The sequence below is a fragment of the Bacillus sp. BSL6 genome (assembly GCF_052928345.1).
Genome location: NZ_JAVGCW010000001.1, coordinates 726863 through 743475, shown reverse-complemented (window position 1 = coordinate 743475; position 16613 = coordinate 726863). Strand labels below are relative to the sequence as shown.

20 protein-coding genes are annotated in these 16613 nt (G+C 36.1%); 6 read left to right on the top strand and 14 right to left on the bottom strand.

The features are described 5' to 3' along the window. The 10 genes from spoVAD to dacF all read right to left on the bottom strand — a co-directional run bounded on the left by spoVAD (position 1) and on the right by dacF (position 7335). On the bottom strand, positions 1 to 1017 hold the full coding sequence (spoVAD, locus tag RCJ96_RS04175) for a stage V sporulation protein AD (RefSeq protein ID WP_074606894.1): 1017 nt from the start codon (positions 1015 to 1017) through the stop codon (positions 1 to 3). Positions 1018 to 1030: 13 nt separating this feature from the next. Beyond that, entirely contained in the window at positions 1031 to 1489 is a 459-nt protein-coding gene (gene spoVAC / locus RCJ96_RS04170; RefSeq protein WP_048530883.1) for a stage V sporulation protein AC, read from the bottom strand. A gap of 14 nt (positions 1490 to 1503) precedes the next feature. Then, positions 1504 to 1920, bottom strand: a complete 417-nt coding sequence (spoVAB, locus tag RCJ96_RS04165) for a stage V sporulation protein SpoVAB (RefSeq protein ID WP_316150476.1) — start codon at positions 1918 to 1920, stop codon at positions 1504 to 1506. Continuing rightward, positions 1913 to 2533: a stage V sporulation protein SpoVAA gene (spoVAA, locus tag RCJ96_RS04160; protein WP_074606896.1), complete on the bottom strand. Its 621-nt coding sequence runs from the start codon at positions 2531 to 2533 to the stop codon at positions 1913 to 1915. The genes spoVAB and spoVAA overlap by 8 nt, the downstream gene beginning before the upstream one ends. Before the next feature lie 116 nt (positions 2534 to 2649). Continuing rightward, positions 2650 to 2748, bottom strand: a complete 99-nt coding sequence (locus RCJ96_RS04155) for a methionine/alanine import family NSS transporter small subunit (RefSeq protein ID WP_000016826.1) — start codon at positions 2746 to 2748, stop codon at positions 2650 to 2652. Further along, the gene (locus RCJ96_RS04150) at positions 2748 to 4274 is read right to left on the bottom strand and encodes a sodium-dependent transporter (RefSeq protein ID WP_000450062.1); all 1527 of its coding nucleotides are present in this window, start codon (positions 4272 to 4274) and stop codon (positions 2748 to 2750) included. The genes RCJ96_RS04155 and RCJ96_RS04150 overlap by 1 nt, the downstream gene beginning before the upstream one ends. A gap of 137 nt (positions 4275 to 4411) precedes the next feature. Continuing rightward, complete coding sequence (gene sigF / locus RCJ96_RS04145; protein ID WP_000350729.1) at positions 4412 to 5170, bottom strand: RNA polymerase sporulation sigma factor SigF; 759 nt, start codon at positions 5168 to 5170, stop codon at positions 4412 to 4414. Between the two features lie 12 nt (positions 5171 to 5182). Beyond that, positions 5183 to 5623 (bottom strand): anti-sigma F factor, encoded by a 441-nt coding sequence (gene spoIIAB, locus RCJ96_RS04140; RefSeq protein WP_001243400.1) that lies wholly within the window; start codon positions 5621 to 5623, stop codon positions 5183 to 5185. Continuing rightward, positions 5624 to 5974 (bottom strand): anti-sigma F factor antagonist, encoded by a 351-nt coding sequence (gene spoIIAA / locus RCJ96_RS04135; RefSeq protein ID WP_000059133.1) that lies wholly within the window; start codon positions 5972 to 5974, stop codon positions 5624 to 5626. 170 nt (positions 5975 to 6144) lie between these two features. Next, positions 6145 to 7335 carry a serine-type D-Ala-D-Ala carboxypeptidase DacF gene (dacF, locus tag RCJ96_RS04130; RefSeq protein WP_000831985.1) on the bottom strand — a complete coding sequence of 397 codons (1191 nt, stop codon included), beginning with the start codon at positions 7333 to 7335 and terminating at the stop codon, positions 6145 to 6147. 166 nt (positions 7336 to 7501) lie between these two features. On the opposite strand from dacF, the gene RCJ96_RS04125 reads away from it, so the two are divergent. From RCJ96_RS04125 to RCJ96_RS04110, 4 genes are read left to right on the top strand one after another with little or no spacing between them, the layout of a single operon-like run. Beyond that, entirely contained in the window at positions 7502 to 7921 is a 420-nt protein-coding gene (locus RCJ96_RS04125; RefSeq protein ID WP_000548036.1) for a GntR family transcriptional regulator, read from the top strand. Next, a complete protein-coding gene (locus RCJ96_RS04120) occupies positions 7887 to 8768 on the top strand; it encodes an ABC transporter ATP-binding protein (RefSeq protein ID WP_000922161.1) in 882 nt (293 codons plus the stop codon). The genes RCJ96_RS04125 and RCJ96_RS04120 overlap by 35 nt, the downstream gene beginning before the upstream one ends. Then, on the top strand, positions 8758 to 9822 hold the full coding sequence (locus RCJ96_RS04115) for an ABC transporter permease subunit (protein WP_074606898.1): 1065 nt from the start codon (positions 8758 to 8760) through the stop codon (positions 9820 to 9822). Before RCJ96_RS04120 ends, RCJ96_RS04115 begins: the two co-directional genes overlap by 11 nt. Positions 9823 to 9834: 12 nt before the next feature. Then, positions 9835 to 10899, top strand: coding sequence for an ABC transporter permease subunit (locus tag RCJ96_RS04110; RefSeq protein ID WP_316150491.1), 1065 nt, complete (start codon positions 9835 to 9837; stop codon positions 10897 to 10899). A 24-nt stretch (positions 10900 to 10923) separates the two neighbouring features. Here RCJ96_RS04110 and RCJ96_RS04105 read toward each other — a convergent pair whose 3' ends face one another. Further along, complete coding sequence (locus RCJ96_RS04105) at positions 10924 to 11469, bottom strand: hypothetical protein (RefSeq protein WP_316150494.1); 546 nt, start codon at positions 11467 to 11469, stop codon at positions 10924 to 10926. 99 nt (positions 11470 to 11568) lie between these two features. After that, on the bottom strand, positions 11569 to 11988 hold the full coding sequence (locus RCJ96_RS04100; RefSeq protein ID WP_001003315.1) for a MarR family winged helix-turn-helix transcriptional regulator: 420 nt from the start codon (positions 11986 to 11988) through the stop codon (positions 11569 to 11571). Between the two features lie 158 nt (positions 11989 to 12146). On the opposite strand from RCJ96_RS04100, the gene RCJ96_RS04095 reads away from it, so the two are divergent. Together RCJ96_RS04095 and RCJ96_RS04090 are read left to right on the top strand one after the other, a co-directional pair. Then, positions 12147 to 12818 carry an SIMPL domain-containing protein gene (locus tag RCJ96_RS04095; RefSeq protein ID WP_074606904.1) on the top strand — a complete coding sequence of 224 codons (672 nt, stop codon included), beginning with the start codon at positions 12147 to 12149 and terminating at the stop codon, positions 12816 to 12818. A gap of 134 nt (positions 12819 to 12952) precedes the next feature. Next, on the top strand, positions 12953 to 14242 hold the full coding sequence (locus RCJ96_RS04090) for an NCS2 family permease (RefSeq protein WP_000676253.1): 1290 nt from the start codon (positions 12953 to 12955) through the stop codon (positions 14240 to 14242). Positions 14243 to 14276: 34 nt separating this feature from the next. On the opposite strand, the gene corA is transcribed toward RCJ96_RS04090, so the two are convergent. Together corA and RCJ96_RS04080 are read right to left on the bottom strand one after the other, a co-directional pair. Beyond that, complete coding sequence (corA, locus tag RCJ96_RS04085) at positions 14277 to 15239, bottom strand: magnesium/cobalt transporter CorA (protein WP_139302727.1); 963 nt, start codon at positions 15237 to 15239, stop codon at positions 14277 to 14279. Between the two features lie 62 nt (positions 15240 to 15301). Continuing rightward, positions 15302 to 16606, bottom strand: a complete 1305-nt coding sequence (locus RCJ96_RS04080) for a pyrimidine-nucleoside phosphorylase (protein WP_316149414.1) — start codon at positions 16604 to 16606, stop codon at positions 15302 to 15304. Positions 16607 to 16613 lie beyond the last annotated feature (7 nt).

Below are 16613 nucleotides of genomic sequence, written 5' to 3'. Positions count from 1 at the left end.
TCACTCTCCCTTCACTCTCTCAAATACGACACCATGTGCAATTGTTGGAATTGTTTCTTTTTGCTGCATCATCATCGGGCTTAATAACGCACCAGTAGCAACGACAAAAATTCGTTGTAAATTCCCTTTTTGCATCTCGCTTAATAAATGACCATATGTGACAACAGCTGAACAAGCACAACCACTACCACCAGCAAATACTTCTTCTTGACCGGGATCATAAATCATTAATCCGCAATCGTTATATATATGCCCAATATCATAACCTTCTTCCAGTAACAGTTGTTTCGCGATTGGTGTCCCAATAGCTGATAAATCACCGGTAACAATCAAATCGTAATCGGCTGCACTTCTCTTCAAATCCTCAAAATGTTGCTGAATTGTATGAGCTGCAGCAGGTGCCATCGCCGATCCCATATCTAAAGGGTTCGCAATTCCTAAATCTTGTACTTTTCCAATCGTAGCCGACGTAATTTTAATGGCACTTTTTTCTTTACTAATTAATATGGATCCCGCACCTGTAACAGTGGAATTTGCTGTTCCTGGTTTTTGTCCCCCATACTCTGTTGGATAACGAAACTGTCTTTCAGCTGTTGCATTATGACTACTTACCGTCGCTAAAACACGATTTGCGAATCCACCATCTATAAAGGCTGATCCGACCGCTAAAGTCTCCATCGAGGTCGCACAAGCACTAAACATGCCTAAAAAGGGAATTCCCCACCTACGCGCAACGTAATTTGCTGTCACTGTTTGATTTAATAAGTCACCCGCTAAAAAGAAATCAATTTGTGATGTTTTTACATTTCCTTTTTCCAAAACTTGTTGAATCGAATCTGACATTAATCTTCGTTCAGCAAGCTCCCAGTTTTCCTCTCCGCAATGTAAATCATCATATGAAATATCAAAATCCTTTCCAAGAGGGCCTTCAGCTTCTTTTGGACCGACAGCAGTACCGGTTGCATTCACATAAATATCATTTTGAAATACCCACGTTTGTTTTCCTGTCAACCTCATATTAGCCCCTCCTTTAAGACATAAAAATTTTAAACGTATATCTTATTAACCCAATAATATATGCTCCAACGACCCCGAAAACGATAACACTTCCCGCTAGCTTAAACATGTTTGTAGCAATCCCTAGCACAATGCCTTCACTCTTATGTTCTAGCGCAGCGCTCGCCATAGAATTCGCAAATCCTGTAACAGGTACGGCCGATCCAGCTCCAGCAAATTGACCGATTTTATCATATACACCACAACCTGTTAAAATCGCCGATAATAGTACAAGAGTTGCGACTGTTGGATTCCCTGCCTCTTGTTCACTAAAATGAAAATAATGTATATAAAATTTCATCAATACTTCTCCGATTGTACAAATGAGTCCACCTACAAAAAATGCCTTAACACAATTTATAAAATAATTTGGCTTCGGATGGTATTCCTTCACTTTATTTACGTAATCGTCCTTTAGTTTTCGCCCTGTCATTTATATATTGCCTCCTACTTTACGAAATAAATCCAGTGAAACAACGAGCCTATTACTTTTCCAAGTACAAGAGCAACGAGTAAAATAACAATCTTCCCCTCTACCCCTACTCGTTTCGCTAAAATAGGTAGAACATTTAACACTTCCGTTAATGCGGCAGCGAGCATTCCAATGAATGTGCCACAAAATATTCCTAATATAACAAGCCAATATTGCGACGTTTGAAATGTAATGTTTTTCAAACTACACCCAGCTCCTGTTAACGTACCTGCAATAACTGCCCACTCAAAATATTGAATGTGCTTTCCACTTCTCGTTAATTGAGCTAGACGGGGGATTATACCAAGTACAGCTAAAAATGCAACATATCCGCTACCTACAGCAATTCCTCCTGCTAAAGCAATTAAAATAACGAATCCAGACTCAATCATCGGTAAGTTGTTTCATATTATCCTTGTTTTCATGAACAATTACATATTGGTCAAGTGACTGCTGATATTGGAACATTTCCACTTCTAACGGACTCGGTTCTTCATTAATTCGCTTTTGAAATACATGATTAAAAAATAAGACCATACCTAACCCAAGACCTAATGAATAAGGAATTTGAAATAAGAGTGGTTGCGCCTTAAATTCTCCCGTAATCATGTAGTATAACCGTTGATGCACTTGTTGCATGCTTACATCTTCATGGAAATATATGATGGCAAGAGCCGCTCCAATGAAAAGTAACAACCATACAAGTCCGAAGAAAATCGGATGTACTTTCTTTTTTTCATATATAATTTCAACAAGAGTTTGTCCAGAACCGAGTAAATTAATTTGTATATGAGCGGCTTTTTGCCTAATAATCTCAATTATTTTCATAACATCAATGACAACATGCGTTTTATCACGCGCTGTAATTTTATAAATTACCTCATCCTGTAACGACTGAACTACTACAGCATCTCCGGCAAGTTGAGCAACATCACCAAGCTTTACTTCATACGTAGGAGAAACTTTTAATCGATTACGCATTTTAATATAAATTGTTTGTTCCAATTTCCATTCACCTCTTCACTCTTCCTCGTAGTTGTAGTATGGTTATTCAATTTTTTTCTAATACAATTTTTTCACAAAAAAACATCTGTACCATTTCGGTACAGATGTTTTTTTGTTTATGCTTTTTTCTTAAATAAGTTTGCAATGCTTAATGCGAGCCCTCCCCAAATGACTACTATTCCAATAACCATCATCATAATCGCTGATCCACTCATTATGAAACACCTCGATCTTTCCATTCTTTTTCAAGCTTAGCAGAATCTGAATGTATTTGTGCATTCCATTTTTTCAGACTAATAATTAGCGCAACGATAAGGAACGCTGCTGCAATTGACCAACCATATGTTACGACAAACTCCGTTGGGTAACCTCCATAGTTCTTTTTAATATTTTGGATTGTACCATCAATTAACATGTAACCTAACATAAGCGGAGTAATAACGAGTAAACTCACTCTCCAAAACGTCCCTAACTTAATATCAGATACGAAGTTTGCGTGATTTTGATAAACTGGTAAACGGCGTAGAATGAGCCCTATCGTAACTACTTCCACTAGTGCAATTGTGATTAATCCAAAGTTATTAGCGAAATAATCGACAACATCTAGGAACATAAGCCCGCCACGTGTTGCAAAAACGAGAGAAACTAGTACGAGAAGCGTCCCCATAATTCCAATTGTTTTTTGGCGACTTAAGCTGAACTTTTCAGATACAGCAGCAAAACATACTTCCGCAAGCGAAATGAGGGATGTAATTCCAGCAACTGTTAATGATAAGAAAAATAATACACCAAATAACGGTGACATCGGTAATTCATTAATAATTTGCGGGAATACTACGAACGCAAGCCCTACACCCGCACTTGCTACTTTATCAACCGGTACTCCCATATTGTGTGCCATAAATCCAAGAGCCGCAAAGACCCCAATCCCTGCTAATAATTCAAATCCTGAGTTTGCAAATCCAGTAATAAAGGCATTATTTGTTGTATCTGAGTTTTTCGGTAAATAACTAGAATACGTAATCATAATTCCAAATGCTAAAGATAAACTAAAGAAGATTTGACCGTAAGCAGCAAGCCATACTTTCCCATCAAAAATGCGACTCCAATCTGGTTTAAAGAATGCATCTAATCCTTGCATCGCACCTTCCATTGTCACCGCACGAACTACGATAATAAGGAACATAACAACTAGTAAAGGGATGAAAATACGGTTCACAACTTCGATTCCTTTTTTAACTCCTTTAAATGCAACACCAAGCACAATAATCCAAACGAGAGCTAGTGGAATTAATACTTCCGGTACGAGCCCTCCAAACTGTCCAGGCTTATCTGCAACATGCAAATACTCTTTAAATAAAAATGATTCCGTGTCTTTCCCCCATGCGCCAGTAATTGCAAAATACGTATACGAAATAGACCAAGCAATAATTACTGCATAATATGTTGAAACGATAAATGTTACACACATTTGCCACCAACCGATAAATTCAGCACGCGGATGAATACGGAAAAACGTAAGTGGTGCTGAACCACGGTGACGGTGCCCAAGAGCAAATTCGAATGCTAACAATGAAATACCAGTCGTTAATAATGCGAATAAGTACGGTAAAAAGAATGCGCCTCCTCCATTTTCATACGCTGTATAAGGAAAACGCCATATGTTTCCTAATCCAACGGCAGAGCCGACCGCTGCGAAAATAAATCCAGCCCTCGTTCCCCATTGTTGCCTCGTTTCCATATTTCCTTCCCCCTTTGTGACAAGTTCATAATTGGATTATATTTTAAATTTACTAAATTATCAATAAATTCTGTTAATTTTTACGAAAGTTTATAATACCCTCCTATTACATTCATAAAAAAAGATCGAATAGATAACTATTCATCTATTCGATCTTTCATCTGTTTTAATATTTTCTTTTCAAGTCTTGAAACTTGTACTTGCGAAATACCTATTCGCTCTGCTACTTCTGATTGCGTTTGATCTTTATAATAGCGTAAATATACAATTAAACGCTCTCTCTCATCTAATTCTCTAATTGCTTCTTTTAAAGCAATTTTATCAAACCATTTCGTTTCAGATTGATCTGCAATTTGATCTAAAATAGTAATTGGATCTCCGTCGTTTTCATACACCGTTTCATGTATAGATGAAGGGGCACGACTCGCTTCTTGCGCCAGAACCACTTCCTCTGGCGTTAGTTCTAACGCTTCAGCTACTTCATTAATCGTTGGAGCCCTTCCGAATTCTTTCGAAAGCTCATCTCTCATCTTTCGAATTTTATTTCCTGTTTCTTTTAAAGACCTACTTACTTTCACCGATCCATCATCACGTAAAAATCGTTGTATTTCGCCAATAATCATGGGAACTGCATATGTTGAAAATTTCACGTCGAAAGATAAATCAAATTTATCTACCGATTTTAAGAGTCCAATACATCCAATTTGAAACAAATCGTCTGGTTCGTATCCGCGATTAAGAAAACGTTGCACAACCGACCATACGAGACGCATATTACTTTGAACAATTGTATCTCTTGCTTGTTGATCTCCATCTTGACTTTTTTGAATTAACGCTTTTAGCTCGTGGTCCTTTAACTGAGGTTTCTTCTTCTCATTTTTGACCTCTATGTCCATAGGCTATTCTCCTTAATTGCATAGAGCGTTACTATTTGATAAGTATTTTGTCAAATGGATTGTTGTCCCGAAAGATTCGTTTGAAATAACTTCTACTTCATCCATAAAATTTTCCATGATAGTAAATCCCATTCCGGAACGCTCTAATTCAGGTTTAGTTGTAAAAAGGGGTTGTCTCGCTTCATCTAAATTAAAGATGCCAATCCCTTCATCTCGAATCGTGAGTTTCACCATTGCTTCTTCCAAAATTACAGAAATATAAACAACACCTTCTGCATTTCCTTCGTACCCATGAATAATTGCATTCGTAACCGCTTCTGACACAACTGTTTTAATCTCTGTAAGTTCTTCCATCGTAGGATCTAGTTGTGCAATGAAAGCAGCTACTGTAACGCGAGCGAACGATTCATTTTGACTTAATGCTGAAAATTGAAGGTTCATTTCATTTCTCATTTATGCCACCCCCAACGTCGCGAGCGCATGCGCTTCACTTTCTTCTAGACGAACAATTTTAAATAAGCCCGACATTTCAAATAAACGTTTAACAGGAGGTGAAATTGCACAAACAACCATTTCTCCACCTAATCCCTTTACATGCTTATATCGGCCTAATATAACACCTAAACCAGAACTATCCATAAACGATAAGTTCTCTAGGCTCAAAACAATATGATGAACACCATGTGTCTCAATCATATCTGTTACTTTCGTTCGCAACTCTTCAGCAGTATGATGATCTAATTCACCCGCTAGTCTCACACATAGGACGTCACGTTTTACTTCTAATTGCATGGAAAGACTCACACGATTTCCTCCTTATGCTCAAACTTTACTCATTTACATACATAAAGATTTTCGTGATACAACATAAGAATCCTTCCTACTGACAAAAGAAGAACTATTTCGCCATAAAGTGAAACCATTCAGCAATTATTTACTTACATACGAATAGAAAAGCGGCAAAATATTTGCCGCTATTTTGATGTTGAAAACATCCCAAAACTTCTTTTAAATAACTCCCACCAGCTCGCTGCAGCAACATCTTCTTTTGCTACAATTGTTTGTTTTAATAAAACATCTTTATCTTTTTTAATAACAAGCGTACCAAGTGCATCACCTTTTTTAATCGGCGCTTTCACTTTCTTTTCAGCAATTACTTCTTGCTTTACCTTGTCCATATTTTCGCCCTTCTTCATAAGAAGAGATACATTGTCTGACGCAACTAAATCTACTTTTTCTTTTTTCCCTTTTCCTACTTGGACAGTTTTAATTTTTTCGCCTCGTGTATACAATTTCTTTGTCATATATTGACCAAATGCGTAGTCAAGAAGCTTCGTTACTTGATTGTTCCGTTCTTTTGATGTAGGTGCTCCCATAACAACTGAAATAACACGCATCCCATTCTTCTCAGCCGATGCTGTTAAACAATATTTTGCTTCTGTCGTAAAGCCCGTTTTTACACCATCTACTCCAGGATAAAAACGTACTAACTTATTCGTATTAACGAGCCAAAACTTCTTATCCGTATCTTCACGTAAATAGTCTTCGTATTTACCTGTGTATTTGCGAATAAGTGGGTACTTCATCAATTCTTTCGCCATGATAGCCATATCATTTGCTGTAGAATAATGGTCTTTAGCCGGAAGACCTGTTGGATTTTGAAAATGAGTATTTTTCAGCCCTAAATCTTTCGCTTTTTTGTTCATCATATTTACAAAACCTTCTTCTGAACCAGCGATATGCTCCGCTACTGCAACAGACGCATCATTTCCAGATGCAATTGCAATACCCTTTAGCATTTCATTTACAGTCATCTCTTCTCCAGGCTCTAAAAAGATTTGTGATCCACCCATTGAAGCTGCATGCTCACTCGCTCTAACTTTATCGGTCAGTTTTAATTTTCCTTTTTCAACTTGTTCCATAATTAATAGCATTGTCATAATCTTCGTCATACTAGCAGGCGGTAATTTCTCATTTGGATTTTTATCAAACAAAACTTTACCTGTATCTTGTTCAATTACGATTGCTGACGACGCTTGTTCTGCTAACTTCGGCGTTGTTTCTTCTGTTTTATCCTGCTTCGTTTTCTCAGATTGTGCGAAACTAACTGAAGTACCAGAAAGCAATAACATGAAACAAACAAGTATTCCAAAAACTCGCTTCATGACCAACCCTCCATTCTATATCAAACCTATTTTTTCCAATTTATTATTTTTTAATACCATATTTTTCTAACATTTTCAGTTGACAAACACATTCATCACCTATATCGTATTAAGTGTACTACACACATTAGTACACTTAATACATGTCAGGAAGGAGACATTGCTCTTGCATATTCAACTTGATCCAAGAAGCAACACTCCGATATGGGAACAAATTGTTCAAAATATAAAAGAACTCGTATTGAAAAACATGTTAGCTCCAAGTGATAAACTTCCTTCTGTACGTGAACTCGCTTCTTTACTCGTTATTAATCCAAATACAGTGAGTAAAGCGTACCAAGAGTTAGAGCGACAAGGGATTATTGAAACATTACGAGGAAAAGGAACATTTGTATCCCAATCGATTACCCCAACATTAGACGAAAGGAAAATCGCGATGGTTGAAAAGCAATTTCATCAATTACTATTAGAAGCCTCTTATCTTGGTGTTACGAAAGATAAAATTCATGATTGGATAGATTCATACTACAAAGAGATTGGAGGAAATGCGGATGTTGAAAGTGACAAGCTTGAAGAAAACGATTGATAGTCAAACGATTTTAGACGATGTTTCTTTCACATTACAGAGAGGAAGTATCATCGGATTACTCGGAAGAAACGGTGCGGGGAAAACAACTTTATTACGAACGATGGTCGGTATTTTAGACCCTGATGAAGGATCTGTTACATATGGGGATACTGACATTCATAAGAATCCTGAAACGAAACAAAAAATCGTATATGTTCCGGATTCTACTAACATATTGAACGGATATACAGTAAAAGAAATTGTAAGGTTTTATAAAACCGTTTATACCGCGTTTGATGAAGTATATTTCTATGAACTGTTAGAACGTTTTAACTTACCAAACAAACGAATTCGTAGTTATTCAAAAGGAATGAAAGCACTGCTTGCCATCATTTTAGCTATTTCTACAAAAGCAGAATATATCATTTTAGATGAACCGACAAATGGACTTGATCCTATCGTGAAAAGGCAAATTTTACAGTTTCTCGTTGGAGAAGTTGCAGAAAAAGAGATTACGATTTTCGTCTCAACTCATCATTTAGATGAAGTAGAACAAATTGCAGATACAATCATTATATTAAAAGGCCATACTATATCTTCTATTACATCACTAGACGATGCAAAATCACGATTTGCTAAAATACAAGTTGCTTACGAACGTTCATTACCTCAAAAACTAGAAAACTTAAGCAATATTAAAATATTAAATCAAACAGGAAAAGTGTATACAATCTTAATCGAGGGAAATGTGGCTACAACACTGGAGAAGTTTTATAAAGAACAACCTATACTCATTGAAGAATTAACAATGTCACTTGAAGATGTCTTCGTTACAACACTGGAGGAGGATGGGTATGTTTCATAAGGCGTTATGGATGTGGAATTGGAAGCGCGGAAAATATGCTGTGTTACTATTCTTCTTTAGTTCGTTTTACTTGTTACCTTTTGGCTACTATAGAAGTGCTCAGCAACAACTTGATGCGTATTATGAATTACAAGAAAAAGGGAAACAGTATTATTATTTTTATATTTTTTCTTCAGGAGAAAGTAATAGTTTTTGGTTAACTGTTCTTATCATTGCTTTAGCCTGCTTATTGATAGGATGGGAACGCAGCTACCAATCTAATACACTACTTATGACATTGCCATTTAAAAGAAAAGATGTTTTCTTATCTAAATGGGCTTTCGGTTCATTTTGTATTGTGGGCTCATTACTTATCAATTGGGTTCTTATGTATGTTATTTATAGAACAACGATTCATTTTGATTATCAATCTTTTAGTCCGTTTCATCGATACTTTCTTTATGCGATAGTTTCTTATGTTGCAGTCTATACAGCTGCCTTATGTATCGGTACTTTTACTGGAAGCATCGTTTCGCAGATTATTTTTTGTGTTCCATGGTTACTAGCAGGGGTTACATTTATTACATTACTATACACTTTTACAACTAACCATTTATACGCTGCAAATATTAAAAATGAAAACTTATATCGACAACTTTATGAAATCAATCAAAAAACAAATACAGCTGCACCAATTAGTCATTTTTCTATCAATTATTACTATGATCCGGAATCCCGTAAGATCGAGAACAATCCAACTGCTTTAAGAGATCCAGCATCTCATATATATTATTCAGCAAAATCAATGTTAGTCCCAATTTTTTATACATTAGTTTACTTACTACTTGGAACATATTTATATACAAGATCACCAAATGAAAACACTCAGAAGATATTTATGTTCCAAAAGAGTTTACCGATATGGATATGGGGCTCAACCATTTACTTTGCATTACTAGGCGGCTATAAAATAAACCATTTTAATTTCTTACCTAGTTACTATATCGGTTTGTTTCTAACCGGAATCATTACTTATGTTATATTATCACGCCTAACAAATTATAAAGTTTTTTAAAGGAGAGATCCTATGTTTCAAAAAGCACTGTGGCTAAGAACGTATCAACAAAGTAAATATATTGTATGGTTATTTTGGCTCGTCAGCTTCTATACTTTGTCATATCAATACTATATGACTTCTATTCAAGAGCAACAATTTCTAAATGACAATAAAAAGTGGAACTATGTATATCATTACCATTTTGATTTAACACTTCTAGATTCTGTTCTGCTGTTAGGTAGTGTACTTATCGTTCTAGCTTGTACGTTAATTGGATGGGAAAGACAAAATAACGCTAGCGACTTGTTATGGTCTATGCCCTTTAAACGTTCGCACCTTTATATAACAAAGTGGTTATTTGGAATCTGTAATATCGTCGCAGTTGTCATTTTAAACTGGGGGCTATTTGCTATTATGAAAAAGTTAACTTTTCATAATAAATATCAAGTATTCTCTCCCTTTCATAGTTATTTTATATACATGTTAATTGTATTAATCGCTATTTATACAATTACCTTATGTGTAGGTACAATTACAGGGAATATTATATCGCAAGGATTTCTCACTACAACTATATTAATCTTTCCAGCTTTACTTCCATCACTTATCTCCGGAGTCATTGCTGTTCACTCAAACACTGAATTTCATGAAGACAACAGCCTTATACATGATGTGATGGAAAACATACGTATCTCTAGCCCAGCAGAAGATTTTCGTATTTACTTTAATTATGATCCACAGAGCGCTTATACTGATCAAAATGGAGTACGTCATAACGAACCAAACTTTACAAAGATTCCACCGGCAAAAACATTGATTGGACCTATTGCACATATTATTCTTTTATTACCACTCGGTATATATTTATATGCCCGTTCAATCAATGAGCGAAATGGTAACTATCTATTATATCCAAAGTTACAAAAGTTAGTAATGGCATGCGCTATTTTCTTTGGTGGGATCGTTGGAGGTTTAATACTAAGTCGAGCGCACTCATTGTCCAGCTTTTACATCGGATTTTTAGTAACTAGTTTTATTACGTATTTCTTCCTATCTAAAATATTAAAATGGAAAGTCTCTTGGAATTTTAAATGAAATAACCTCCTCTTATTGAGGAGGTTATTTCACATTCTCTCTCCTATCCCCATACACCATCTCTTCTTTCATCCCAAATCCATCACCATTTTGCACAATTTGCTCTGTCGGTGCAACTACACTTTCAGCAATTTTCCATTCCCCACGCTCTTTCACAAATACTTGTAGAAAATAGTTCATGCCATCTAATTGATATGCATTTTCTTTTTTCACATTATAGTGAATCGCAATGTAGTACACTTGAATATTTTCTTTTCCTATTTTTGATACGTATTGCGATAGTCTCGGTATATAGAGTGCTGCTTTCTGAAAAGATAGTTGCTTCGCTTTAACAAGCGATGAACTTGTTACATTACGTAATGTGTCCTGATTACGAATATTATCGCTATGGTGGAATAATACTGTGTTTTGCATAGAACGAACCCATAATTTTGAATATAAGACTGTATTATCGTTTTCAATGTACTTCACTTCTTTTCGCACCACTTGGATAGGCGTATCTGCGTACGCGAATGTTTGAAAATAGAAAAAACCACCAAATAAAATGGTAAGTGCAGCAATATATTTCATAATCTTTCCTCCGATCTTTTAATTAAAGTATTGGAGTTTCAAAATGTTTTTATTCAAAAGAAAAAGGATAGGAAAGCTGTCGCTCCCTATCCTCATTTATTATAATACGCGGCCAAATAGCTCTAACACCATTTCTATTTCTTGGTCGCTCCAACCTTTAAATCTCTCTTTATAATATTCTTTTCGTACAGCTTCTAGTTTTTCAGTTACTTCTCTTCCGTGCTCTGTAATTTCTAAGTACACGATACGACGATCTGAATTAGAACGTTTTCTTTCTACTAATCCTTTTCGTACAAGACGATCTGTAACAGCTGTAATATGACTGGAGGTTACGTTTACTTCACTCGCAATTTGCGAAGCCATCTGTGGACTGTTTAAAAATAACGCGCGTAATACAGAAAATTCATTATATGGCATATGTTCTGCAAAACGTGTATTAATATCATTTTGTAATAAACGTATCATCTTTCGAAATGATCCGGATAACTCTAAAATCAGTGTTTCTCTTTTTTCGTTCACTAGCCTCGTCCCTTTTTTATCATATTTACACATATTATAATCTATAAATACCCTCGTTGTATATGCTTTCTTTCTTTAACATTCCCATTTATGTAACTTTTTCATACAAATTTCTTTTTTGTTCACACATATACATATAAAAAGGATGGTGATGGAAAATGCAAGGTGGAATGAATCCTTATTTACACAACGTACGCACAGCTAATACTGGTAAAGAAGCGACTATTACTGTACAAGGTGAAGGTGTTGTCAAAGCAAAACCAAATGTCGTTATACTAACACTTGGCATTCGAACTGATAGTAAAAATGTGAAACAAGCGCAAGAAGAAAATGCAGTACAATCAACACAATTGCTGGATGCACTTAAACAGCTTGGTATCGCTGATAAAGATATAGAAACGATTTCTTATACGATCACTCCTCAATACGAGTATGTAAATGATAAAGCATTACTACAAGGATATCGGGTGGAACATTTGTATGAAATTACCGTTTTAAATGTACAAAAAGCAGGGGAAGTATATGATATAGCCGTTTCAAATGGAGCAAACGTAGCAAAAGGTTTACGGTTTCGAATATCTCACCCAAATAAATATTATGAGCAAGCTCTCATTCAAGCTCTGCAACAAGCTGTAGAAAAAGCTCGTGCTATTGCGAGTACATACAATTTAAACATTAATCCTGTTCCACTCTCATTCGTTGAAGAATCTGCTCAATTACCAAGGGAAGTCGCTTCCTATGCTACTTTACATGCACAAGCGTCTCCTCCCATTCAATCGGGAGAATTAGAAATCATTTCTACAATACGGGCAATTTTTACGTACTTATAAATAATTTCATTTATAAGTAAACGTTATCATTTTCCTTGTTGTAAAAACATGATGTTCTGATATAATAAAGGACGGTGAGCTCTTACGAAAGAGATATCACGGGTGGGAGAGGGATATGAAAAAGAAGGTTTAACATGAAAGGAATACTTGAAAGAACATTTAAATTAGGTTTACACGAAACATCACCAAAACAAGAAGTTTTAGCTGGAGTTACGTCATTTTTCACAATCGTATACATTATGATTGTAAATGCATCCATTTTATCCGATGCTGGCATTCCTCTTGAAGCTGGAATTTTAGCAACTGTTTTCAGTTCATTTGTCGGATGTCTGCTCATGGCATTTTGGGCAAATGCACCTGCTATTCTTGTCCCTGGTATGGGTGTAAATGCATTCTTCACGTACACTGCTGTCCATACGCTCGGATTAACTTGGCAGGAAGCATTAGCAGCTGTCTTCATCTCTGGTATTATTTTTGCAATTGCTGCGTTTACACCAATCGCTCGCGTGCTTTCCGTATCGATTCCAAAGTCATTAAAGGAAGCTATTACTGTTGGTATCGGATTGTTTTTAGCATTTATCGGATTGCAAAAAGGTGGTTTAGTCGTTTCGAATCCAAATACTGCTGTTGCAATGGGGAAATTAAGTAGCCCTGTCGTTCTTGCGACCGTGCTTACTCTTATCGTTGCACTCGTATTATTTATTCGTAACGTACGTGGAAACTTTTTATGGACGATTGCAATAGGAACTGGTATCGCATGGCTATTTGGTCTTGTGGATACAAGTCAAATTGGAAATAGTTCATTCTCATTCGCTAATTACGGCGATGTGTTTGGAGCTATGTCATTTGGCAAACTCTCTTCCTTACCGTTTTGGATTGCAACATTCTCCTTAAGCATGGTGCTTATTTTTGAGAACATGGGACTTCTGCACGGTTTATTAGAAGATGACCGTAAATTCCCACGTGCTTACCAAGCCAATGCAATTTCAGCAATGACATGTGGTCTATTTGGCACAAGCCCTACCGTATCAACAGTAGAGAGTGCCGCAGGTATTACTGCAGGCGGAAAGACAGGTCTGACGTCTATCGTTACAGGGTTGTTATTCTTTGCATCACTGTTTGCACTTCCGTTTGTCAAACTAATTCCTGATAGTGCCATTGCACCAATCTTAATTATTATTGGCGGCCTGATGATTACAAGCATTCAACAAATTCCTCTGAACGATTTTTCAGAAGGATTTCCAGCGTTCTTAATTATCGTCATGATCCCGCTCACATATAGTATCGCTGATGGCATTGCGTTCGGATTTATTGCTTATCCTATCTTAAAAGTTGCTCTTGGAAAGCGTAAAGAAGTCGCACCGTCTATGTATATCATTACATGCTTATTCTTAGCCATGTTCGTATTACATGCTATTGGTTAAGTAAAAACACCGAGGAATTTTCCCTCGGTGTTTTTTACTTAAACCATCCTTTTTTATAAAACCAAACCATCATGCCACCGCCAATTAAAGCCATGATAAGTAAACAAATAAAATAACTATATTGTCCACCAAGCTCTGGCATATGCTCAAAGTTCATTCCGTATACTCCCGCAATAAATGTTAATGGCATGAAAATAGTCGAGAATACAGTTAATGTTTTCATAATGTTATTCATATGATGCGAGTTTAATGAAAAATAGCTATCTCGAATATCTGCTGTTAACTCCCGGCTTGCTTCAATCATTTCGGTCAGTTTAAGCAAATGATCATGTATATCTTTAAAATAAATTTCATGATCACTTATACCGTAAAAACGAGTCGAATTTAAAATACGATACAATAAATCACGCATCGGAATAATTGTACGTCTTAACTTCGATAAATCTGCACGTATATCAAATACTTCTTCTAGTACACTTCCTGCCGTTTCACCCGTTAAATTATCATCAATTGCATTTAAATGATCCTCAATGTAATATACAGGCGCAAAATAGTCATCTACAATTTGATCGATAATTGTATGCGCTACGTGCAGGGGACTATTTTTAATACGCTTCTTTTCTCCAAGCGTTTTCCATACTCTTTCAATTGCATTGTTATGAGAAAAGTGGAAAGAAACAATATAACGATCACTAATAAATAAATCAATCTCGTGCGGTTCTAATCCATCCTCACCAAATGCATGAAGAACTAAAAAGTTATATCCATCATAAAAATCAACTTTTGGCCTCTGTACATATTCTATGCAGTCTTCAATTGCAAGGGGATGGAACTTAAAATGATCTTGCAAAATGTATGTATACTCTTCTTTCGTTGGCTTATATAAATCTAGCCAATACCATACAATATGGTCTTTCTTTGTTTCCTCTAGCGAAACATCATATAATACTTCATCTGTTTTTGTTATTGCACAAATTCTAATCATATTTTCACCCATTATTATTATAAACAAAAAATAGTAAAAAAAGCCAAGGAGAAATACTCCCTGGCCCTTCTTTATTATTCAGTAACGATGCCATGCACTAATGTTGGTGCATCTACATGCTCTTTAGAGATCTTCATGTTCTCATAAATTTTTGCTTTTACGTCTTCTACATTTTCACGGTTTGCGTAAATGGTAACAAGGGATTCACCTTTTTTCACGCTGTCCCCTACTTTTTTACGAAGCATTAAGCCAACTGCTAAATCAATTTCAGATTCCTTCGTCGCACGTCCTGCTCCTAAAAGCATTGCTGCTGTTCCGATTTCATCTGCAACGATTTCTGATACATAACCGTCTTCCTTCGCTTCCACTTCAATTTTAAATTGTGCTTGTGGTAATTTAGAAGGATTATCAACAACAGATGCATCGCCGCCTTGCGCTGATAAGAACGTTTTAAATGATTCTAGCGCCTTACCGTTGTTCATTACTTCAATTAATTTCTCACGTGCATCTTCTAGAGATGAAGCTTGTCCAGCAAGGTATACCATTTGACTTCCAAGCGTTAAACATAACTCTTCTAAATCTTTCGGTCCTTTACCTTGTAATGTATCAATTGCTTCTTGTACTTCAAGTGCGTTACCAATAGCCTCACCAAGTGGTTGACTCATATCAGAAATAACAGCCATCGTATTACGACCAACGTTATTACCAATGCGCACCATTGCTTCTGCTAAACGTTTTGCATCTTCATCTGTTTTCATAAATGCACCTGCTCCAGTTTTTACATCAAGAACAATTGCATCTGCACCAGCAGCAATTTTTTTACTCATAATTGAGCTTGCAATAAGCGGAATTGAGTTTACTGTTGCCGTTACATCACGAAGTGCATACAATTTTTTATCCGCAGGTGTTAAGTTTCCACTTTGACCAATAACTGCGATTTTATTTTCATTTACAAGACGCATGAATTCATCATTTTCGATTTCAACATGGAATCCTGGAACTGCTTCTAATTTATCAATTGTACCACCAGTATGTCCTAGACCACGTCCAGACATTTTTGCAACCGGTACACCTAAAGCGGCTACTAATGGACCTAATACAAGTGTTGTTGTATCACCAACGCCACCTGTCGAGTGCTTATCTACTTTTACTCCTTCAATAGCTGATAAGTCGATTGTATCACCGCTATTTACCATTGCCATCGTTAAATCTGCACGTTCTTGATCGTTCATATCTTGGAAGAAAATTGCCATTGCAAGTGAACTTACTTGATAATCAGGAATATCACCATTTGTATATCCTTCAACAATAAAGTTAATTTCTTCTGTCGTTAATGCATGTCCGTCACGTTTTTTTGCAATTAGGTCCACCATTCTCATTGTGAGG